Here is a 22,002-nt window from a genome sequence, read left to right on the forward strand (position 1 = left end):
TAGCCCGAAGTGTCACTGTGCTGTGGCGAGAATGCGCGGGTGCCAGGAGATAGGGACGCCACCAATGCTCCAACGGCGACGCGGTGACACTGAATGTTGTCCGGTATGGTGCGCGCGCCACAGCGACTAAGTGCCTGCTAAGGTGTCGCGGGTGACACCTCCACCACTTCGCACTACTCCTTTCGACGATCCTTACGGCCGCGATGTCCTTTCCTGCGACCCGCACAGCACCGGACCTAGGGCGCGACGCCCTCAGTCGAGGCAGGTGCACCTGGAAATCGGCATGGTCCTAGAAGATGTCTCAAGTGGATGGGTGGGGGCTGTCACCGTCGTCCAAAAAATCGGTGGCATGCACACCGTTGAACTCGAAGACCGCAAGGGTCGGCGCCGCTCATTTCCATTAGGCGGAGGCTTTTGGCTTGAGGGGCAGCCCATCGTGGCACTTCCGCCGCGTGCCCAAGCCGCGTCATCGCAGGCGAACGTCCACATGACAACGCCAGGTGGACGCGCGGTGACACATTCGGGTTCCATTGCCGCCCCGCCTTCAGCCCCGAAAGTGGCTCGTGCCTCGCGCTTGTGGGTGGAAGGTAAGCATGACGCTGACCTTGTTCAACACGTGTGGGGACAAGACTTGGCGGAGGCTGGTGTGGTCGTCCAACTCCTTGAAGGTGTCGACAATCTCGAAGCGATCCTTGAGGTCTTTGCGCCTCATGACGCGGCACGTGCAGGCGTCCTTGTTGACCACCTCGTGCCTGGATCAAAAGAAAGTCGTATCGCTGACCGTCTCCAGCAACGGTGGGGTGATGCGGTCCTTATTGTTGGCCATCCGTATGTCGATATATGGCAGGCAGTGAAACCACAGCGCGTGGGCCTTGCTCAGTGGCCCCAGATTCCCCGCGGCACTGATATAAAAATAGGGACACTAGCCCACCTGGGGTGGCCCCACGCGAACGCTGCTGACATCGCCAATGGGTGGAAGCGTATCCTGTCACAGGTGCGTAGCTACAAGGATCTGGAGCCAGCACTATTAGGGCGTGTGGAGGAACTCATTGACTTTGTGACCGCTCCAGGTACGCACTAACGCCCATGGCAGAGTAGGCTTAGCACTCAAGGGAAGTGAGTGCCAGGAGGTGAATGATGAGCGACGACCGTCGTCTTGATGTGCTTCGCGCAATCGTCTCCCAGTACGTGCATACGCGCGAGCCGGTCGGGTCCAAAGCCATCGCCGCCACACATGACCTGGGTGTTTCACCGGCAACGATACGTAATGATATGGCCGTCCTAGAAGACGCCGGTCTGATCTACCAGCCGCACACCAGCGCCGGCAGGGTTCCCACTGACAAAGGCTATCGCCTATTCGTTGATACCCTGACGTCAATTAAACCCATGAGCGCCCCCGAAAAGCGTGCTTTAGAAGCATTCCTTGCCCAAAGCGTTGACTTAGACGATATTGTCAGCCGCACTGTGCGTCTCCTCGCGCAGGTGACACAGCAGGTTGCCGTCATCCAATACCCGGTACTGGCCAGTCAAACACTGCGCCGCGTAGAACTTGTCGACCTTGGTGCCCACCGCCTCCTCGTCGTTGTCATCACCTCCTCTGGCCGTGTGGAAGAACGCTTCATCGAATTCGACGAACCCATCAACCTTGACGCATTAGGGCGTTTACGTGCCCAACTCAACGACACCTGTGAGGGGCTGGGTATCGACGCTGTCCACACGCAACTGGCGGCTTGTGCGGATAATGCGAGCCCCGATGTTAAAGCGATGACCGAGGCGGTCGCCACCGTCGTTATCGACATGCTGCGACCCGAATCCGACTCCCGCATCGTCGTGGCAGGCATGTCAAACCTTGCGCGTTCAGGTATTGATTTTCGCGATATCTCGCCAGTCCTCGATGCGCTTGAAGAACAGGTGGCTCTGCTGCGCCTCTTTAATGAAATGACCGCCGACGACGACCTTCACGTCACCATCGGATCAGAAAACCTTCACGACGGACTCACCGAAGCCTCGGTTATCGCTGGAACCTATGGCGGCGGCAATGGGCCAAGTGCACACCTCGGCATCGTGGGCCCCACCCGCATGGACTATGCACGCACAATGTCCTCAGTACGTGCTGTCGCTGCCTACCTTTCTCGATACCTCAGTCACTAACCGCCTAAAGGAAATACACGAGTGAACGACTACTACGAAGTTCTGGGTGTTGCCCGCGACGCCTCCGACAGTGACATCAAAAAGGCCTACCGTAAAAAAGCGCGACAACTACACCCTGATTACGGCGGGGACGAGGAGGCCTTCAAAGAGCTCTCTGTTGCCTACGAAACACTGTCGGACCCCAAGAAACGGCAAATGTACGACCTTGGTGGCCCCGACGCGGTGCGTGGCAACGGCGGCGGGATGCCGGCAGACTTTGGTGACCTTGGCGATATCCTCGGCGCAATGTTTGGTGGCGGTTTCGCTGGCGCCAGCGCAGCTGGCCCCATCCCACGTGCCCGGCGCGGCAAAGACCAGCTTGTCGGCGTCGACGTCACACTAGAAGAAGCAACATTCGGAGCCACCAAACAAATCAAAGTCAATACCTACGTGCTGTGCGAAACCTGCAAAGGCACGATGTGTGCACCAGGGACTCATCCTGTCACCTGCTCCCAGTGTTCAGGTAGCGGCAGCCAAATCCGAGTCCAACAATCCCTTTTCGGACAGATGCGCACGCAGGTTCCCTGTGCCGCCTGCCGTGGACACGGTGACGTTATTTCCACCCCCTGCACCGAATGTGCGGGAAATGGACGTGTGCGAACCAGCCGTAATCTTTCGGTGGAAATCCCTGCTGGGGTTGATGAAGGGACACGTATTCGCCTCAGCGGCAAGGGCGAAGTTGGTCCTGGCGGTGGTGCGTCAGGTGACGTCTACCTTGAGGTGCACGAAAAGAAACACCCGGTTTTTGCTCGCCGAGGCGATCACCTCCATACCCGGATCACCATCCCCATGACGGTTGCTGCCCTGGGGACGACGTTCACCCTCGACACGCTGGACGGTCCGCAAGAGATGACGATCGCACCAGGTACGCAACCGGGTGCCGAACTCAAACTTGCTGGTTTTGGTGTGGGGCGACTCCAACGCGGTGGCCGCGGTGACCTTTACGTCCGTGTTGACGTCGAAATACCTCGTTCACTGAGCGAGCGTGAACGTGAGCTCCTTGACGAATTCGCCTCACTACGTTCAGAAACGCGTGTGCAGACGCACCGTGAAGAGCCCAGCGTATTTGAACGCCTCCGTGACAAATTCATGGGGAATTAACAGTGACGCGCCCAGTATTCCTGGCCGATGACCTCCAGCCTGAGGCGACAACTTGCAAGGTTGGCGCCCGTGCCGAGCTGCGTGGGGACGAGGCGCATCACGCGTGGGTGAAACGCATTGAAGTGGGGGAGCAGATCGACGTTGTTGACGGTCAAGGACTGCGCTTGACCTGTGAGGTAACGGCAATCCAGAAGTCTGCTTGTCAGCTCATCGTCCACGGCGTCGTGCAGGATAGCGCTCCAGTGGTGCCACTGACATTGGTTCAGGCACTTGCTAAAGGGGGACGCGACGAACAGGCCGTTGAAACAGCAACAGAAGTCGGAATTGACACCGTTATTCCCTGGCAATCCCATCGTGCAATTGTCCGTTGGGCCGGACCGAAGGCAGAAAAAGGAGCAGCCAAGTGGCGTCAAGTGAGTATTGCCGCAGCAAAACAAGCACGGCGGAGCTACCTGCCGCGTATCGAAACGGTCGTTGACACCGACGATCTGTGTGCGCGGGTTGCACGGGTGACACGAGGCGGTGGCGTCGTTTTCCTTTGCCACGAGGAAGCATGCGTGCCACTGGCGTCGCTACTTCGTGCCGAGTCGGATAGCCTCGCTCAGGCGGTCGAAATCATGGTAATCGTTGGTCCAGAAGGTGGTATTGGCCCCCAGGAATACGAAGCCCTTGTTACACAGGGTGCCCGACCGATTATCCTGGGCCCCCATGTTCTACGATCATCAACAGCGGGCCCACTGGCAACCGCCCTTATCAGTGCCGCCATTGGGCGTTGGTGACTAGACTAGAAGGATCGACATCACCGCCAACGAAAGTACACCTATTTGCATGAGCGACGTCCCCAGCATGACCTCCACTATTACGCGGCGCGCGACGATACCGCCAGATGTTGACCCGCTGACTGTACTGGGCACATCCGACCAGGTTCTGCGAGCCTTAGAGGCAGGTTATCCGCGTGTGCGCTTCCTAGTGTTAGGCCGCGAAATCAGCGTGACAGGTCCGATAGATGATGTCGAATCAGCCGCGCATCTTCTGGTCGAATTGATTGAAGCGGCACGGCGAGGCGAAGCACTGGATGCGCAATCGGTGGGATATGCCGTCAATATGCTGTCGGCATCAACACTGGCCATGCGACCTGCCGACGAAATACTGTCAGTACGCGGCAAATCCATCCGCCCGAAATCACCTGGACAAAAAGCCTACGTTGACGCCATCGACCGTTCCACCGTCGTTTTTGGAATTGGGCCAGCAGGGACAGGCAAAACCTACCTGGCGATGGCACAGGCGGTCCAACGACTATTGTCCGGCCAGGTTCGCCGCATCGTATTGACCCGGCCTGCTGTTGAGGCAGGGGAGAACCTGGGGTTTTTACCTGGCACCCTCACTGACAAAATCGACCCGTATCTGCGTCCGCTCTATGATGCTTTGAAAGATATGCTTGATGCCGACGCCCTACCAAAACTCATGGCGGCTGGCACGATTGAGGTGGCGCCACTTGCCTATATGCGCGGACGAACCCTCAACGATTCCTTCATTATTTTGGACGAGGCACAAAATACGACCGCGGCGCAGATGAAAATGTTCCTCACACGCCTTGGTTTCAACTCTCAAATCGTCGTCACAGGTGACACCTCGCAGATCGACCTGCCGGGTAGTGCACAATCAGGCCTTGTCGTCGTCGAGGATATCCTTGGCGGCATTGACGGCATCGAATTTTGCTATCTGACCAGCGCAGACGTCGTCCGACATACCCTAGTTGGTCATATTATCGATGCATACGACCGGTGGGATCGCCACAGTGAGGCGCTACGTCGTACCCGCACACGTGAGGGCCGCAATATTCGGCGCCGTCGGCGGTAGATAAGGAAGAGGCACTATGACCGAAGTTCTCAACGAAACGACCTACGATATCGACTGTCACGAATTTGTTGAATTGGCCGACCATGTTCTCACTGCAATGCATGTGTCTAACGCTGTTGAACTCAATATTGTCTTTATTGAGCCTGGCCCGATGGAAGACCTGCATCTGCGGTGGCTTGACTTGCCTGGTCCAACCGATGTGATGAGTTTTCCTATGGATGAGTTGCGACCAGGTACGCCCGATAAACCCACCTCCACAGGCACATTGGGTGATATCTGCATTTGCCCCCAGGTTGCTGAACAACAGGCAAGGGACGCAGGACACTCGACGGCAGAGGAAATGTTGATGCTCGCCACCCACGGTATGCTCCACCTTCTGGGGTATGACCACGCCGAGGACGCAGAACGTGAAGAAATGTTTGCGCTCCAACGCAAATTACTCCTCACATTCCTTGCACGGCGATAACACGATGAATACGTCAACGCCATGAGTGCCGCCTCGACTTTACCATTCGCTGTTTCCATTACTGCCGCGCTCGCTGCACTACTGGTGGCCCTGGTCCTATCTGCCGTTGAAAGTGCGTTGGCCCGCCTGTCGCGTGCCAGCGTCCAAGACATGGTTGACGAGGACAAGAAGAATGCGACGCTCCTTGCGGGCTTGCTCGCACATAGGTCCCGTACCGAATTGGCTTTACGAGGGCTAAGGACCTTGAGTCAAACGATCCTCGTCATGGCTATCACCCTTGTCTTTGTGAGGACTTCCCTGCCGCTGTGGGCAATCGCGTTGTTATCACTGCTTATTGCTGCCGTCAGTCAATTCGTGGCCGTATCGCTGATTGCCACCCGATGGGGTGGGCGTCGCCCAGAAAAGGTGGCATTGTGGGCAGCCCCATGGACTTCGAGCTTGGTCAAAATCTCCCACGTTTTTGACCCCTTTATTGTGGCTCTACGTGGATGGTTCCCTGCGCCCAGCCGAACAGAGGCCGAAGCACGCGCCGAAATGGCTGAGGACCTGCGCGAAATGGTGGACCAAGTGGGGGAGACCGAACTTCTTGAAGCTGAAGATCGTCAGATGCTGCGATCTGTCTTTGAACTTGGGCGAACACTGGTGCGCGAAGTGATGGTGCCGCGGACCGAAATGGTGACTGCCGATGCTGATTTACCTGCCCGAAAGGCGCTTCGTCTTTTTGTGCGCTCAGGTTTTTCCCGTATCCCTGTCGTTGGAGACGATGTTGACGACGTGCGCGGTGTCTTGTATTTCAAGGATGTTGTCCAACGCATGGAAGCAGCGGAAGGGCAGCTCAGCCTCGTTGCGGAACAAATGATGCGTCCAGCAGAGTTCACCGTCGAAACAAAACCAGCTGATGACCTGCTACGCCATATGCAGGCCGAGCACTACCACCTTGCCCTAGTCGTCGACGAATACGGAGGTATCTCCGGTTTAGTCACCTTGGAAGACCTCATCGAAGAAGTTGTCGGCGAACTTACCGACGAACACGATCGCAATGTTGTCGAACCTGAAGAATTACCTGATGGTTCATGGCGTGTCCCAGCCCGTTTTAGTGTCTGGGAAGTGGGCGAGCTACTGGGCATTGAGATCGACGACGAAGATGTTGATTCAGTAGGTGGTCTCCTCGCCAAAGCGATCGGTAAAGTGCCGCTACCTGGTGCTGAAGGGGACCTCGCTGGATTACATATGATGGCAGAAGAAGCCCGCGGACGGCGTCGCCAAGTTGGTACCATTGTGTGTTCCCTGTCTGCCTCACATGTAGAACCGTCACCCATCCAGGAGGACTGACATGCACTTTCCCAGTGACGACGAATTAATGGCCGGGCCCAACGCATTCGATGGGGTAGATCTCGATGCGCTTGTAGAGGATGAGGACAGTCAAAGCGCAGCGAGCGATGAATGGGACGACGACGTCGACGAGGCGCAGATGCAGGCCGATATTGCCGACCTTAAGGCATTGCGTGACGAGGCAAACGCTGGAGCTGGCCTATTGGCGCCTGATTATCCCGACGACTTCCGCGCAGGTTTCGTGTCCATCGTCGGTCGCCCTAATGTTGGCAAGTCGACGCTGACGAATGCTTTAGTCGGACACAAGGTGGCGATTACCTCGGGTCGCCCCGAGACAACACGCCACAATATTCGTGGCATCGTTCACCGCCCCCAATCCCAACTGGTGCTGGTCGACACCCCCGGATATCACCGGCCGCGCACGTTACTGGGCAAGCGCCTCAATGACATGGTTCGTGAGGCGCTGGCTGAAGTGGATTGTGTAGTCTTTTGCCTGCCTGCAAATCAACGCATCGGCCCGGGTGACCAGTTCATTGCGCGAGAATTACGTGATATCCGCCGCCCCATCATTGCAGTTGCCACCAAATGTGACACGGTGCCACGTGAACGGGTGATGAAACACCTGATCGCCATTGAACGGTTAGGGGAGTGGGCAGCGATTGTGCCCGTATCAAGCCACGAAGGTAAAGGTATTGACACCCTAATTGACGTATTGTCCCAGCATGTGCCGCTGTCACCGCCGTTGTACCCTGCGGACGATATTACCGATGAGTCACGCGACACCTTGATCGCTGAGTTCATTCGTGAAGCCGCGCTTGAGGGCATCCACGACGAACTTCCTCACTCTCTGGCTGTGCAGGTCGAAGAGATCATTGAGCGTCCAGCCCGTGAAGGCGACACCCGTAAGCCCCTGCTGGATGTTCATGTTAACGTCTACGTTGAACGTGACTCTCAAAAGGCCATCATCATTGGTCGACGTGGTGCCCGCCTCAAAGAAATCGGGACAAAGGCACGCGCCCAGATCGAAGAGCTCCTTGGGAGGCGCATCTACCTCGACCTGCATGTGCGCACTGCGAAAGATTGGCAATCCGATCCAAAGATGCTGGGAAGGCTCGGTTTCTAAAGTCACGCCATGGCGCTGGAAAGGCTCGCTTTTTAAGGTCGAGCAACGAAAAGCGCCAAGCGTCCACGATACGTACGCGGCGGACCAAGGGACGCGAGATGTCGTTAGAGTGACACCATGCGTCAATCGCTGCTGCTTATTCGCCGCGTCGGGGCCTGAAAGGGCTGGAACCCCGCCGCGGAGTTTGTCGTATCCGGTCCACCGCCTCGACAATCACACCCACAGAAGCAGAAAGCACAGCAATGAAAACGACCGCATCCGTACCTCGTCCAGCCTCCAGTGGAATGCCTGTGGCTAAATATCGGCCGTTCCTTGAAACGAACCCCGTTGACCTGCCTGACCGGCAATGGCCGTCACAACGCATCACCATCGCCCCACGTTGGCTCTCCACAGACCTGCGCGATGGTAACCAAGCCCTGATCGAACCCATGGACCCTGTGCGTAAACGCCGCATGTTTGACCTGTTGGTATCTATGGGCTACAAGGAAATCGAAATAGGCTTCCCCGCTGCCTCCCAAACCGACTTTGATTTCGTCCGCTCCCTGGTTGACTCCGATGCGGTGCCAGACGACGTAACATTGTCGGTTCTCACCCAGTCGCGCAGCGAACTCATTGAACGTACCTTGGATGCGCTGGTCGGCTTACCACGCGCTACCGTTCACCTGTACAACGCGACATCGCCGCTGTTCCGTCAGCTTGTTTTCCGCAATGACAAAGCGCAAACGGTTGACCTTGCGGTCACTGGCACCCAGGAAGTAATCGCCCGCGCAGAAAAGGTGCTGGACGACGACACCATCTTCGGCTTTGAATACTCGCCGGAAATCTTTGTCGACACCGAACTTGATTTTGCCTTGGAAATTTGCGAATCCGTCATGGACGTATGGCAGCCTGAAGCGGATCGAGAAATAATCCTCAACCTTCCGGCAACTGTGGAACGCGCAACCCCCAATGTTTACGCCGACCAGATCGAATATATGAGCCGGAACCTGTCACGGCGTGACTACATCGCCTTATCTGCGCACCCACATAATGATCGCGGCACCGGGATTGCCTCAGCAGAACTTGCCATACTGGCCGGTGCAGACCGGGTGGAAGGATGCTTGCTTGGGCAGGGAGAACGCACCGGCAATGTCGACCTGGTGACCTTGGGCTTGAATCTTTTTAGTCAAGGTATCGACCCGGGGATTGACTTTTCCAATGTGGACGAGATTCGACGCACCGTCGAATACTGCACCTCAATGGAAACGCCACCGCGCAGTCCCTACGTTGGCGACCTGGTGTACACAAGTTTTTCAGGCTCACATCAAGACGCAATTAAGAAAGGTTTCTCGGCACGTAAAGCCAAGGTGGCTGCTGCGGGCGGCAACGAAGAGGCTGTGGTGTGGGAACTGCCGTATCTGCCTATCGACCCACACGATGTTGGTCGCTCCTACGAGGCGGTGGTGCGTGTGAACTCCCAGTCCGGTAAGGGCGGTATCGCTTACCTCATGTCAACCTCGCATAGCTTGGAACTACCTCGTCGCCTGCAGGTGGAGTTCTCCCGGATTGTGCAGCGTCATACTGATACCTACGGTGGTGAAATCGATGCCGATAATCTGTGGAAGATTTTTGCTGACGAGTACTTACCTACGTCAGCAGCGAAAGATCTGACGCCGTGGGGACGCTTTGAACTGGGGCGTTCACGTGTCCACACTTCCGACGATGAGCGTGTCGAACTGAGTGCCGTCGTGAAAGACCGCGGTGCTGATGTAGAGGTCCAAGCTCACGGCAATGGTCCCATTGATGCTTTTGTTCAAGCGATGCACGGCTTTGACCTAGACGTGCGTATCCTTGACTACGCTGAACACGCGATGAGCCAGGGTCGTGATGCGAAGGCTGCCTCCTATGTGGAGGCGGCGGTTGACGGCAAGATCGTGTGGGGTGTTGGTATTGATGCCTCAATTACGCGAGCAACATACAAAGCAGTAATCTCTGCTGTCAACCGAGCCTTACGGTAGATCTTCCTGCGTTGCGTGACAACTGGAGGCAAATATCGCCCAGAAAAAGAGGACGTATTTGCAGCCTTACTATCAGGCGGTACCCAGCTTCCACACAATCTGCGACATGATGCTTCAGGTGACATGTCAGGCAGTGCAGCCCATCGGTGGCTCGCACAGGTACACAGGCGAGCCACCGAATTGGGCGTAGGGGCACTAATGTGCTGCCTTGCGCTGCCGCAACCGTGCCAACGTGATCCCAGCAAAAAGGAGGAGTATCGATACGCTGGCTGTGGCAAGGGCGGGTGTTCCCGTGGTTGCCAGTGAGGTGGGTCCCCCTGATGGTGTTGTGGCAGATACCTGGCTGGCAGTTCCACGATGAGGTGTGGCTAGCGTGTCGGCACTCGTGCCATGTCCAGTAGTAGCGTCCGATTCAGAACCATTTGACTTGCCAGCATCTTGGGGGTGAGCGGCACTTCCTGACACAGTGCTGTGATCTGCTGACGGAGGTACAGGAGGGTGGGTAACTCCCGTGGAACACCCCAATTCTTCGCGTGTCGGCGCATTCCATGTCCACTGAGCAGGGGCTCCTTGTGCCAGTGAATACCCTGCACGTGGTTGCGCCACGACCGTAATGCTGCGACCGTATCCGTAATCGACACGGCCCGGTGAGGTAACTGCGCCGTCAATAAGGTAATCAACGGCTGCAGAGGCGGGGATATCCACGTACGGAATGACTGTACAGCTCGTCGGATCCGATACTGTGGGCGCAATTGGAGTCACAGTGCCGATGGGCATCAGAGGCGAAAGGAGCGGGGAGAAACGCCAACGTCCGCTCACCGTCACATCGGCAGTATCCATCACTACTTGGTCGCGGTCCCACCCATCAAAGGTCCACACGCCATTACTGGCCTCGTCTTGTATGCGTGGCGTTTCGAGTGATGGAGAGGTGACAATGTTGCCTTTGATCTTCCCGCTCAGCGGCAACGGCAGTTGCGCCAGTATCGTTTGTGGGAGAGCACGATCAGTTGAGGACGTGAAGCGATAGGTAACGGTATGTTCACGAGGCGTGAAGGACCAGCGTCCCTCCACCGTCACATCGTTGGTCCCAAGGGTGAGACTGCTGGGAGTCCAGGCGTCGAAAGACCACACACCGTCAGCGAGAGGATCTTCCACATCGCGTGGTGCCTCGAAGGTGAGCATCGTTGCCTCGTAAGCAGTAATTGGTGTCGGTGGCGTCATCGTGGGTGGTAGTGATGGGCCGTTTGTTGGGCCAGCGTAGGTAAATGTCACCATGTGTTGACTGTGAGGGACAAAAACCCACGAGCCTGTGAGTGCGATATCGGCATTGTCAACAATGGGAGCAGCGTTGACGGTGTTGCCCTTAAGAAGCCATCCGACAAAACGCCAACGACCGGGGACCCCATCTTTTGTTGTGCTGGTAGTTGTTGGTACATCCTGCAGGGTGATGGTTTCGCCGTTTCGATATGCAGTGGGATCCTCAGGCACAGGCTTGGCATCTGCGGGGGTTTCGCCAGTAACGGTGTAGGTCACGGTGAATGTTGGTGCCGGCCTGACGTGGACGGTCACGACGATCTCGTGAGTTGACCCGTCAGAGAAAGTCACACGCACGGTGCCATGTGCCGTGCCTGGCGTTGACACGGCAGGTGCTTGAGCCCACTCAACGTGTGCCGTCGCTGGCAGGGTCGAGGACAATCCGCTGCGTGCCTCGGGGAGTTGGTCGATGTCAGTGGTAATGTCAGCTGCCTGAAGTGGATAGTTATCCGCTTCAGGACCAAATGTCACTGGTACGTCTACAGTGTCCACGCTGCCATCGGTATAGGTGATCGACACCTGTACCGTTGCATGTCCCTGCGTGGGGATGGGGCCGGTGACTTCAAAGGTGTGAATCGCCTCGCTTGGGGCAGGCGAATCCACGGCGGCAAGTATTTCTGCGTGTGACAGGGGGTGGCCAAAGGGGCGTGTGAGAGGTTGAGAAGTAGGGGACCAGCGTTGCGCTTGGCTAAGTGAGGCTCGGTAAATGCTGGTGTTAAACTCCGACGTTTGTGCCTTATAAGCCAGGTAGACAGCAGATTTGAGCTGCTCAACCTGGGTGTGTCGGGCGCGCGTGGATAAGGGGGTGTTGGTGAGGTCTGCTGTGACGGCTTGTGTCATCAATTCGCGTAGTGTGGCAACGTCGTTGATCTGAACCTGCCTGCCCTGCCAGGTAATGGAGATGGGCTGGAGGTCATTTAAACGCTGCGAACGAGCATTAAACGCTGCTTTCCTTAGGTCAGTACTTGTTGTATGCGGCGTGATCGCGCGAATGATCTCGCTGTCAGCAAATGCTGTGCGGCTGGCTACGCCACCGGGGTTGTACTGGTTGGATAAATATGGCACGAGGCCGTCACTGTATCCGTAGTCGGCGAGGAGTTGCCATGCAATGCGACGCATATGCACATCGCCGGTGACGCCGGTGGGGGAGGTGGGAGCACCGAATAATGGGGAAAACAAAGGAATGGTGTGGTAGCCGTTGTAGTTTGCGGTTCCAGTGGTCTGCAGCCCTACCGCCTCATAGCGTGCCACGACAGCATTCGCTTCTACCAGATCATCAATGCTTTTCCATGATGCGGCTTGCTCTTGGGTGGAGGGGATAAAATTCTCGTTCCACGCGCCAGCATATGCCGTATTGGGTGTAAGAGTGACAGTGTTGAACCACCGTTGTTTTGCGGCGGTGTCACGGCTGAGGACCTCTTCGGCTTCAATAATGTCAAGGGTGGTGGTGACATCAAGGAGGTTGCGCATATAGTTGTGAACCGCTGTTTCATCCTGGAAAAGCGCAGGCGAGGAGTTGGCATAACCGGTGGTGGGCCAATCCATGATTTGGTTAAGCGCATAGATGGGTTCGTCAGTTTCTAATGTCTCAAATAGGCCACGTGGCAGTAGTTCCGCAGAGGTTCCGGCACGCACGCCGAAATCTTTCAGGTACGTGTCGGCGTCAAGTTGGTGGGTAAGTTCATGACTATAGGCGGAATTACCCGAGGCGCTGAGCAGACGTGCAAGCCACAGTGAGATATTTTGTCCAGTTGCTTCAGCACCAATACGTTTGAATTCGTACCAGCGGTTCATTGGGGCAAAGAAGTCGGTGACTGCCTCGGCTGCTGTGGCACCCATGCGTGGAGACCAAGCGGCTTGTCCGCTGCCGCGTCCTTGGACAAAATATCCGTCGTTCACGATCCGTCCGGTGATGAGATCGTTTTTCTGATCGGGGAGCATCCGTGCCCAAAAATCGATGTATGACGCTTGATTTTGTGCGTATTGGGCGACTTGGTCTTGAAATTGTGCCATTGCCGCTAGGTCTGATTCGTTGGCAACGTAGCTTTCGCGCATACCCCAACCAATACTCGACACGTTGGACAAGACGAATATCTCGCTGTTGGTTCGGCTTAGTAGCGGCAGAAGGTAGGGGGTAAGTGCAGGATACGTGGTGAGTTTTCCGTAGAGGGTGTACACGCCGTGAGGCAGCGATGCCGAGGGCGTTTCCTCAACGATATTGCCGTGCTGCTCCATTTGTTCGACATACCAGGCAGCCGCATCGGCAGTAGGGACAACCGCGGTAATAAAGGCATCGAGGGTTGTCGCATCTGTGGCGACGCCGGCGATCAGGCGGGTAAAGGTCTCGACGTTTTTCGGCATAGCATATTGGTCGCCATTTTGACTGCCGATACTGAGTGCCAACGACAGCGGCGAGAATGCTTTGCCGAATGAGCCTGAGGTACGCAAGGCGTGAGCAAAGTTGAATTGGCCGTAGTCAAAGTCAAATAGCCGCTGGATGTAGGTCAGACCAAGCAGAAGTTGGACGGGTTGGGCGCGGATAGCCTCGGTGTACTGTGCGACATCCTTCGTGCTTTGGGTGGAATCGGAAAGCAGGAGTTCCCCAAGGTATTGGTCAAGATTTTGTTGGATCTGCTGAAAGGTTTCTTGATATCCGCTCGTTGACAGATAGTCCGTTTGTAACGCGCGAATAGCTTCCTCATTGCTGATTTGGTTGATGGGTGTTCCGGTGCTGCGGAAGATTTCAATCTTCTTATTGGTGATCTGGTAGGACGGAAAGTATGTCGGCGCAATCTGTGCGAGGACCTCGGGTGAGTCGAAGCTGATGGCTGTCAATGTGCCTTTGACGTCGTTAACGATCTTCTGGACTTGGGATGGGGTCAGACCTCCTGCGGCCTGCGCGCTGGGTGTGACCAGGCCGATGACGACGAAAGTGAGAACAGTAAAGATAACGACCAATCGGTGCCGCACGGTGGAGCCTCGCAGTATGCCATGACAATGCTTGATTACGAACGCTAATAATAAACATGAATGTGCATATCTGGTGTCGGTTTTCGTTGAAAAATCGGGTGCATTGCCCCACATCATCTAGTGTCGTGCATAACCCCAGGTTGCGATGTTGTGAGCAATCGATGCGGAGGATGGGAAACAAGAGGAACACCCAAAGTGTGAGCGTAGGGAGGCCCTTCATTGACGTCATATGGCCCACGGAGTGGCAAGGGCATCATGTAGTGACGCCGTCCTTGTGTGGCCTTAGCGCGCCTGAGGTGCGGCGAATAATTCGAGGCTACGCAGGACGCTGCCGTGTAGGATACGCTCGATGTTTTCGACGAGGATGTACGGGTCGTCACGCATTTCGCGAGCTAACCAATGTAACAGGTGGCCGAGTACGCACAGCGTATAGTGCTGAACAATAAACTCGCGGTCGTCTTTTTTCACGGGCAGATCACCGTCGAGTTCGGCAACGATTGCAGCAGTCATGGTCCGTAGTTGTTGGTAGAAGAATAATTCGAGGTCGTCGTGTTTGAGGGACGATATTACCGCGAAACTTTGTTCGCGGTGTTGCTGCAAATAGACCAACATTTCAAGGAAGCCATCCGACCATTGCGCGTAGGAGGCGTGTGAAAGGATATGGTCGGCAATTTCTGATTTAAACAGCCACACAGCAAGGTCGTAGACATCAGCGAAGTGGTAGTAAAAAGTTTGACGTCTTAGCCCTGCAGCGTCAGTGAGTTGCCGTACGGTGACTTTATTGAGTGGGGTGGTGCGTAGCGCTGTTTTCAATGCCGAAGCCAGTGCCTGTCGTGTCGGCGAATTGAGCGCATCATCGCAGGTCTTCATGGAACGATTGTGCCAGATGGACCTGTCGTCGCTGAAACCTAGGACCCAATACCCAAAGTGCCGTGAAGGCTACTTTGGTAGTAGTCGATGGTGCCCGGCATTTTAGACACTTTGATCAAAATGTCCGTCGCGCATCCCTTCGGGACTTCCATACGGTGGACACATATCTAGTGTGAAATCTGGCAATCTCAACGAGGAGGTCCCCGATGTTTCTTTTTGCTCCCATCCCGTGGTACTCATGGGTGGCGTGGTGTGTTGTGCTGGCTGCATTGATTGGCCTGAATGAACTGAGCCGAAGGTCTCGTGTTGCAGGATGGGTGATCTTTATTGTTCTGCCCATCATTTTGACTATTTTCGTCTGGCCGACAACCGCGGGAGGAGGATCATCTACAGGCACATGGTTCCACTGGGTGAAAGTGTATTCCGCCTTGGCGGGATGCATCGGCTTTATGGCGCTACGGTACCGTCCAAAACTGGCAGCAAATAAATGGATCTTGCTGTTCCCGCCAGCAATTCTGGCCATTAATATTTTCGAAGCCTGTATTCGTGACTTCGAGGTGGGCGCAATGAAGGCTGCTGGAATGGTTGACGGCGTTTATATGCTGTCGGGCCCGTGGAACTGGATGAATGGCATCGCTGGGCTGATCAACCTGGTGACGATATGCGGGTGGGGTGGCATCATCATTTCCCGTGATGCATCCAAAGATATGGTGTGGCCGGACATGCTGTGGTTTTGGATCATCGCCTACGATTTGTGGAATTTTGCCTACGTGTATAACTGCGTTGGTGACCACTCGTTCTACGCTGGTGCCGCACTACTCATCTCCTGTACGATACCTGCCTTCTTCATCAAGAAGGGTGCGTGGTTGCAGCATCGCGCACACACCCTGGCGCTGTGGATGATGTTCACGATGGCAGTGCCGAGTTTTGTCACTTCCTCGCGTTTCGCGGTTGAGTCCTCGCACGACCCGGCTGCGCTGTTTGCGGTGTCAGCAGTGGCCCTTGGTGCCAACCTTGCGGTGTTGGTCTACCAGGTCTACACCGTGATTGTCCGCAAGAAAAACCCTCTCAAGGACGAACTCTACGAGCATTTGCCGCAGTACAAGCAGATACGCGAGGCAAATATCGGCTAGGTCGGTGGTACTGTAGGCGCCCCTGCCGCGCACCTGTTGTCACCAAAAGCCTGTCGCTGGTGGGCTGGTGGCGCACATGGGCGCCGTTGGACGGATGCGCACAGCGTTTCAGGTCTGGACGGTGTGGTGCTGTGGCTGTTGCTGGAGAGGGTCCCCACCGGACGGGTGCGCACAGCGTTTCGGGTCTGGACAAGGGTAGGTAGATGGCGCACAGGCAACATCTGTGCGGGTGCGTGCCACCGTGGGCCGAAATGGGTTGGCGATGCGACAATAGTGCGGTGAGTGGTGTGCGCAGTTACAGGGACGAGGCTGTGGTGCTGCGTACCCATAAACTCGGCGAAGCAGACCGCATCATTACCCTGCTTACCCGGGAACACGGGCAGGTGCGTGCAGTAGCCAAAGGCGTGCGCCGCACAACGAGTCGCTTTGGCGCACGCCTGGAACCGTTTAGTGTCGTTGATATTCAACTGCATCAGGGCCGCACCCTTGATACCGTGACGCAGGTAGAAATGATTACTTCGCACGGGAGTCATCTTGCTCTTGACTACGATTTGTATGCGCCAGCGCACGTGATCGTGGAAACCGCTGAACGTCTGACCGGTGATGGTGACGACGGTGCGCACAGTCAGTACCTTTTGCTGGTGGGCGCACTCCACGCATTGTCCCACCGTAGGCACGAAGCGAGCCTGGTCCTGACCTCGTATATGCTGCGCGCACTCGCCATCGCCGGATGGGCGCCTGCCTGTTTTGACTGCGCGGTGTGTGCGGCGCCGGGTCCGCATCAAGCCTTTTCTATCCCAGAAGGTGGTACGGTCTGCGATACCTGTCGGCCACCGGGGGCAAGCGCCCCAGCTCCTGACTCCTTGCGGCTCATGGGTGATCTTCTCTCTGGTGACTGGGGTGAGGCCGATAGGTCACCGTCTTATGCGCGTCAAGAAGCCTCGGCGTTGGTGGCCTCCTATACTCAATGGCACCTTGAACGGCGCCTACAATCGTTAAAAGTGCTGCAGGCACGTCACACCTTGCAGGAGACGCTGTGAAACTCACGCCTATGGAACGTGCACCTCAGGACCCACATGCCCCTCTGGCTGGACCTGGACAGTGGCATTGCCCTGCTCCTCGTTTCGCTGCAGGTGAGGTACCCACACATATTGCCCTGGTGATGGACGGTAATGGCCGTTGGGCCAATAGCAAGGGTCTGCCGCGCACGGAAGGGCATCGCGCGGGTGAGTATGCCTTGATGGATACGATCGCCGGTGCCATTGATGCGGGGGTGCGTTACCTATCCGTCTATACCTTTTCCACTGAGAATTGGAAGCGTTCACCGGCTGAAATACGCTTCATTATGAGCTATGCCAGTGATGTCTTGGCGCGTCGCACGCCGCAACTTCACCAGTGGGGAGTGCGCGTGCGCTGGTCTGGGCGGCATCCGAAGCTGTGGAAATCGGTGGTGCGAGCCCTTGACAAGGCAGAGCGATACACCGCGGATAATACGGTGCTTGACCTTGTGATGTGTGTTAACTATGGCGGACGCGCTGAAATTGCGGATGCTGCCCGCGATATCGCTCATCTGGTGGCTGCAGGCAAAATACGTCCTGACGGGGTCAATGAACGGACGTTTGCGCGGCACCTGTATTTGCCCGATGTGCCCGACGTTGACCTGATGATACGTAGTTCAGGTGAGCAGCGAATTTCGAATTACCTCTTGTGGCAGCTTGCCTACGCTGAACTCATGTTCGTGGATACGCCGTGGCCAGCTTTTGATAGGGAAGAGCTGTGGGATTGCATTCTTGCTTATGCGGGAAGGGAACGGCGTTTTGGCGGTGCCATTGACGCTATACGAGGCGGTGGCGAGGTTTAGGCGGTTTCGGGGCGGATGCTGTCAGAAGGTAGTGGAGCAACGGGACATGTCCCTGAGGCGCTGCGACGTTTACGCCGATGCCACAACATCACGGTGGCAGCCATTGCTAGGAGCGCCAAGCCTGCCCATCCCCATGGTGAGCCTGCTACAGCTGTCCACACTGACACCCACAGTGCGAGTAGTCCCGCACTGTAAAGGGCTGCCCACATGAGGCATCCGGGGATCATCGCGAGGGTATAGGTACGCCAGCGCAAGCGCACAATGCCTGCGCCCGCATTGACGGCCGTTTGTACGCCAACGGTGAGGAAAGACAAAGGGATAATCAGCAGTCCCCATCGTTCAAGTAGGGTCGCTCCTTTACGAGGCGTGGGACCGTTAAACCAGCGAGCCAGTGCACCAAGGAATCCTTTGCGTTCACGAGCGGTGAGGATTCCGTGTGTTGCGGCACGACCCAGCCAGTAGGTTCCCTGGGCGCGACAAAAGACGACAACGAAGAGGAACAGAAAAAGTGGTAGGCCCGAGGACGCCCAATCCGGTACACCACTCACGGAAATCATATCCTCCTACGTTGACTTAGGTTACCCTACGTTCATTGTAGGGCACAGGATGCACAAAGGCCGAAAAGCTCCATCGAATGATCGACGTCAACAAAGCCGTGCGTCGTCGCAATCTCCGACACCCACGTTTCAATTTCACCCTGTGATATCTCCTCGGTATGCCCACATTGGCGGCATACGAGGTGATGGTGGTGGTATGCCGATGCGCAGAGGCGGTACAAGGCCTCGCCCTCTGCAGAACGTAAGACGTCAACGCGTTCGTCGTCGGCAAGTGCCTGTAAATTACGGTAGACGGTTGCGAGGCCGACACGCGTCCCACTGAGGTGGAGATCTTCAAAAATCTGCTGCGCACTGCGAAAATCACGCACGCGCTCCAACTCTGAAAACACCGCTTGGCGCTGTTTTGTCATACGTTGCACCATAACCTCCTCAATACAGGGTTGTGCTACCTTGCGGCAGTTCGTCTTGCGCGATACGTTCCGGGTGGCTGGGAAGTGCGCGGGCACGCAGAATCCTCTTCCGATGGTGTGCCTGATCCAAGGCACTACGGATAAGGAAGCCACAGGCGTACAGCGCAATAGCTGCTACCACAATAGTCGCACCCGGTGAAAGATCAACAAAATAGGTCGTCGCTAAACCTGTGACAGTCAGCGCAGTACCAACACCCATTGCCCACACCATGGTCGAACGAAAAGAGCGAGCCCATAATTGCGCGATTGCCACCGGTATCACCATCAGGGCAGATACCAGGAGCGCACCCACGATACGCATAGCGATGACGACGGTGAATGCTGAGAGTACGGCTAAAATCATCGACAGTGTACGCACCGGAAGACCAGTAGAACGAGCAAATTCCTCATCATTTGTTACTGAATACAGTGCAGGCGCCAAGCCCACGCCGATGATGAGGATAATTGCAGCCAAGGCCGACACCGAGGCAATGTCGGCCCATGACACGGTGGAAATTGAACCGAAAAGATAGGAATTGAGCTGCGCGCTTGTGCCGCCTGCAAGGCCAATGAGTAATACGCCGCCGGCAATGCCACCGTAAAAGAGCATGGCTAATGCAACATCTCCTGATGCCCTGCCGGAGTGACGAACCCATTCAATGGCAAGGGCCCCAAGGAGTGAGATGATCAGTGCCCCTGGTATTGCCCACGTATCAGGGGAGGCAATATTTGCTGTCGTTGCTGCGAGCCACCCCAGTGCTACGCCAGTGAGTGAGACATGCCCAATGCCGTCACCGAGCATGGCCAAGCGGCGGTGAACAAGATAGGTGCCAACGACCGGGGCACACAGGCCAACGAGTACTGCGGCGAGAAGCGAGCGTTGCATGAGCGGCGAGGCGAGCATCGCCGCGAATGAATCAATCAAGCTCATAGGTGATGTGCCTCCACATGGTGCCCTCCATCACGATGCGCCTGATCCCGTTGGTCGTCAAGGTGGGGTGGGCCGTCGTAGGAAATATGGCCAGCCGAAATATGTAGCTCCCGGTCGATGTGGACACCCAGTTCCCCGAGTTCATGCAGGATCACAAGAACTGACCGACCGCTTTTTTTGACACCTTCGACAACGTCGGCGAGGCGTTGGCGTGAATGCTGGTCGACACCCGCCATAGGTTCGTCCATCAGCAGCAGATCGGGCTTGCGTACCAGTGCTCGCGCGATGAGGACACGTTGTTTTTGTCCGCCTGAAAGATAGGTGAAGGACTCCTTCGCCTTGTGAGCAAGGCCGACTTCGTCCAATGCAGCCATCGCCTTGGCCCTGTCGGAGCGGCTCAGCCACCATTTGCGGGCTGAGAGGAGCCCAGAGGCAACAACCTCCAAGGACGTAGAGGCGATTGCTCCGCCTGATGCCACGCGTTGTGGGACATATCCGATGCGATGCCATGGTGGGGTAGTTGTTGTAGGTGACGACACTTCGCCGAAATAGGAAACAGTACCCGCTGTGATCGGCGCATTCCCCAGTATCGCACGGATAAGGGTAGATTTTCCTGATCCATTTGCGCCTGTGACTGCCAGTACCTCCCCCTGGGGGAGAGCGAAGGAGACGCCATGGAGTACCAGATTGGAATCCCAAGCGACGTGGAGGTTTTCAACGGCAATGGCGGGCACCTCCGATACGGGGGTGCCCGCCACCTGGTGGCTCGCGGAGTTCACTGGCAATCCAGAGCTGTTCGTAGGGCGGCAAGATTTTCCTTCATCACCGCCACATAGTCCTTTGAGTCATCGTTTTGCGATTCCAGTGGATCCAGGACCGCAGTAGTGATGCCAAGGTCTGAGGCAAGGGTTTGGGCGACCTTGGGGTCGATAAGTGCCTCGGTGAAAATAGTCGTGATGCCTTCGGCTTTGACGAGGTTGGCGATCTCTTGGAGGCGTGCGGGCGAGGGGGAAGAATCGGGATCAAGGCCAGAGATTCCGACTTGCTCGAGTCCTGTGCGGTCAGCAAGATAACCGAAGGCGGTATGTGAGGTGACGAAGGTCTTATGTGTGCATGTAGCGGTGCCCTGAACCAGTGAAGCTGACAGTTCATCCATCTGCTTCTTTACGCTGCCAGCGTTTGTGGTGTACGTCTGGGCGTTCACTGGGTCTGCAGCTGCAAGCGCCTGTCCAATCACCGTTGCGACTTGACCCATACGTGTCGGATCAAGCCAGAAATGAGGGTCACCGGCGGTGGCGTGGTCATGGTCATCATGTGTTGTCGCCGTTTCGCTTGTGGTGGTTTCGGCGGCATGGTCATGCGCATGGCTGGTCTCGGTGGCGTGATCGTGGGTTTCTGTGGTTTCGGCATCGTGCGCGACATCAGTGGTTTCGGTGCGCTCAACAAGTTGGGCGGCTTCAGAGACGTCAACCACATGGCTTGGCGGCGCTGCTTCAACTGCCTCGTCAACAGCAGATTGGAAACCCTTGAGGTAGACCACTGCATCGGAATTACGTAGTTCTTCCACCTTGGCCGGTGTGAGTTCAAGGTCGTGGGCCTCGCCACCGGGCGGTGTGAGTAGGCTGACTGACACTAGGTCGCCACCGATGTGCTCCGTCAGATACTGCAGTGGATAGAACGCGGTCATGACGGTCAGGGGGTCGGCAGCTGGCGCGCTTTCTGTGCTGTCGCTGGCTGCAGGTGACGTTGTCGATGAACACGCGGCCATAGTGAGTGCGACACCGGCAGCAATGGGCAAGACAAATCTACGTGTGGCAAGGGAGGTCATAGGATAAGAATTGCGTGAAT

19 protein-coding genes are annotated in these 22,002 nt (G+C 56.3%); 12 read left to right on the forward strand and 7 right to left on the reverse strand.

Features of this window, described 5'->3' with window-relative positions; genetic code table 11:
* Positions 1-151 precede the first annotated feature (151 nt).
* The 9 genes from G438_RS0107500 to leuA all read left to right on the forward strand — a co-directional run bounded on the left by G438_RS0107500 (position 152) and on the right by leuA (position 10,069).
* Positions 152-1,081 carry a DUF3097 family protein gene (locus G438_RS0107500; RefSeq protein WP_084403193.1) on the forward strand — a complete coding sequence of 310 codons (930 nt, stop codon included), beginning with the start codon at positions 152-154 and terminating at the stop codon, positions 1,079-1,081.
* A 56-nt stretch (positions 1,082-1,137) separates the two neighbouring features.
* Positions 1,138-2,151, forward strand: a complete 1,014-nt coding sequence (gene hrcA, locus G438_RS0107505) for a heat-inducible transcriptional repressor HrcA (RefSeq protein ID WP_026460792.1) — start codon at positions 1,138-1,140, stop codon at positions 2,149-2,151.
* Between the two features lie 21 nt (positions 2,152-2,172).
* A complete protein-coding gene (gene dnaJ, locus G438_RS0107510; protein WP_026460793.1) occupies positions 2,173-3,291 on the forward strand; it encodes a molecular chaperone DnaJ in 1,119 nt (372 codons plus the stop codon).
* Positions 3,292-3,293: 2 nt separating this feature from the next.
* Positions 3,294-4,070: a 16S rRNA (uracil(1498)-N(3))-methyltransferase gene (locus tag G438_RS0107515; RefSeq protein WP_026460794.1), complete on the forward strand. Its 777-nt coding sequence runs from the start codon at positions 3,294-3,296 to the stop codon at positions 4,068-4,070.
* A 49-nt stretch (positions 4,071-4,119) separates the two neighbouring features.
* On the forward strand, positions 4,120-5,151 hold the full coding sequence (locus G438_RS0107520) for a PhoH family protein (protein ID WP_026460795.1): 1,032 nt from the start codon (positions 4,120-4,122) through the stop codon (positions 5,149-5,151).
* Positions 5,152-5,167: 16 nt separating this feature from the next.
* Positions 5,168-5,617 carry an rRNA maturation RNase YbeY gene (gene ybeY / locus G438_RS0107525; protein WP_026460796.1) on the forward strand — a complete coding sequence of 150 codons (450 nt, stop codon included), beginning with the start codon at positions 5,168-5,170 and terminating at the stop codon, positions 5,615-5,617.
* 21 nt (positions 5,618-5,638) lie between these two features.
* Entirely contained in the window at positions 5,639-6,949 is a 1,311-nt protein-coding gene (locus G438_RS11370; protein WP_034285667.1) for a hemolysin family protein, read from the forward strand.
* Position 6,950: 1 nt separating this feature from the next.
* A complete protein-coding gene (gene era, locus G438_RS0107535; RefSeq protein ID WP_026460797.1) occupies positions 6,951-8,072 on the forward strand; it encodes a GTPase Era in 1,122 nt (373 codons plus the stop codon).
* 242 nt (positions 8,073-8,314) lie between these two features.
* Positions 8,315-10,069: a 2-isopropylmalate synthase gene (gene leuA, locus G438_RS0107540; RefSeq protein ID WP_026460798.1), complete on the forward strand. Its 1,755-nt coding sequence runs from the start codon at positions 8,315-8,317 to the stop codon at positions 10,067-10,069.
* A gap of 195 nt (positions 10,070-10,264) precedes the next feature.
* Here the strand turns inward: leuA and G438_RS0107545 are convergent, their stop codons facing one another.
* Both G438_RS0107545 and G438_RS0107550 read right to left on the reverse strand, forming a co-directional pair.
* Complete coding sequence (locus tag G438_RS0107545) at positions 10,265-14,353, reverse strand: ZmpA/ZmpB/ZmpC family metallo-endopeptidase (protein ID WP_026460799.1); 4,089 nt, start codon at positions 14,351-14,353, stop codon at positions 10,265-10,267.
* A gap of 282 nt (positions 14,354-14,635) precedes the next feature.
* Complete coding sequence (locus G438_RS0107550; protein ID WP_026460800.1) at positions 14,636-15,223, reverse strand: TetR/AcrR family transcriptional regulator C-terminal domain-containing protein; 588 nt, start codon at positions 15,221-15,223, stop codon at positions 14,636-14,638.
* Between the two features lie 206 nt (positions 15,224-15,429).
* On the opposite strand from G438_RS0107550, the gene G438_RS0107555 reads away from it, so the two are divergent.
* The 3 genes from G438_RS0107555 to G438_RS0107565 all read left to right on the forward strand — a co-directional run bounded on the left by G438_RS0107555 (position 15,430) and on the right by G438_RS0107565 (position 18,217).
* Positions 15,430-16,356, forward strand: a complete 927-nt coding sequence (locus G438_RS0107555; protein ID WP_026460801.1) for a DUF5692 family protein — start codon at positions 15,430-15,432, stop codon at positions 16,354-16,356.
* A 287-nt stretch (positions 16,357-16,643) separates the two neighbouring features.
* Positions 16,644-17,396: a DNA repair protein RecO gene (gene recO / locus G438_RS0107560; RefSeq protein WP_026460802.1), complete on the forward strand. Its 753-nt coding sequence runs from the start codon at positions 16,644-16,646 to the stop codon at positions 17,394-17,396.
* An 11-nt stretch (positions 17,397-17,407) separates the two neighbouring features.
* A complete protein-coding gene (locus G438_RS0107565; RefSeq protein WP_034285853.1) occupies positions 17,408-18,217 on the forward strand; it encodes an isoprenyl transferase in 810 nt (269 codons plus the stop codon).
* Here G438_RS0107565 and G438_RS0107570 read toward each other — a convergent pair.
* From G438_RS0107570 to G438_RS0107590, 5 genes are read right to left on the reverse strand one after another with little or no spacing between them, the layout of a single operon-like run.
* On the reverse strand, positions 18,214-18,765 hold the full coding sequence (locus G438_RS0107570) for an SNARE-associated domain-containing protein (protein WP_240471028.1): 552 nt from the start codon (positions 18,763-18,765) through the stop codon (positions 18,214-18,216). The two genes, G438_RS0107565 and G438_RS0107570, sit on opposite strands and share 4 nt — an antisense overlap.
* A gap of 41 nt (positions 18,766-18,806) precedes the next feature.
* Positions 18,807-19,193: a Fur family transcriptional regulator gene (locus G438_RS0107575; protein ID WP_026460805.1), complete on the reverse strand. Its 387-nt coding sequence runs from the start codon at positions 19,191-19,193 to the stop codon at positions 18,807-18,809.
* A gap of 10 nt (positions 19,194-19,203) precedes the next feature.
* Positions 19,204-20,154, reverse strand: a complete 951-nt coding sequence (locus G438_RS0107580; protein ID WP_476707406.1) for a metal ABC transporter permease — start codon at positions 20,152-20,154, stop codon at positions 19,204-19,206.
* Positions 20,151-20,933: a metal ABC transporter ATP-binding protein gene (locus tag G438_RS0107585; protein ID WP_240471030.1), complete on the reverse strand. Its 783-nt coding sequence runs from the start codon at positions 20,931-20,933 to the stop codon at positions 20,151-20,153. The genes G438_RS0107580 and G438_RS0107585 overlap by 4 nt, the downstream gene beginning before the upstream one ends.
* Positions 20,930-21,982, reverse strand: coding sequence for a metal ABC transporter substrate-binding protein (locus G438_RS0107590; RefSeq protein ID WP_034285671.1), 1,053 nt, complete (start codon positions 21,980-21,982; stop codon positions 20,930-20,932). The genes G438_RS0107585 and G438_RS0107590 overlap by 4 nt, the downstream gene beginning before the upstream one ends.
* Positions 21,983-22,002: the final 20 nt, after the last annotated feature.

This window comes from Schaalia suimastitidis DSM 15538, from assembly GCF_000429105.1.
In the GTDB taxonomy this organism is placed as follows: Bacteria; Actinomycetota; Actinomycetes; order Actinomycetales; family Actinomycetaceae; genus Pauljensenia; species Pauljensenia suimastitidis.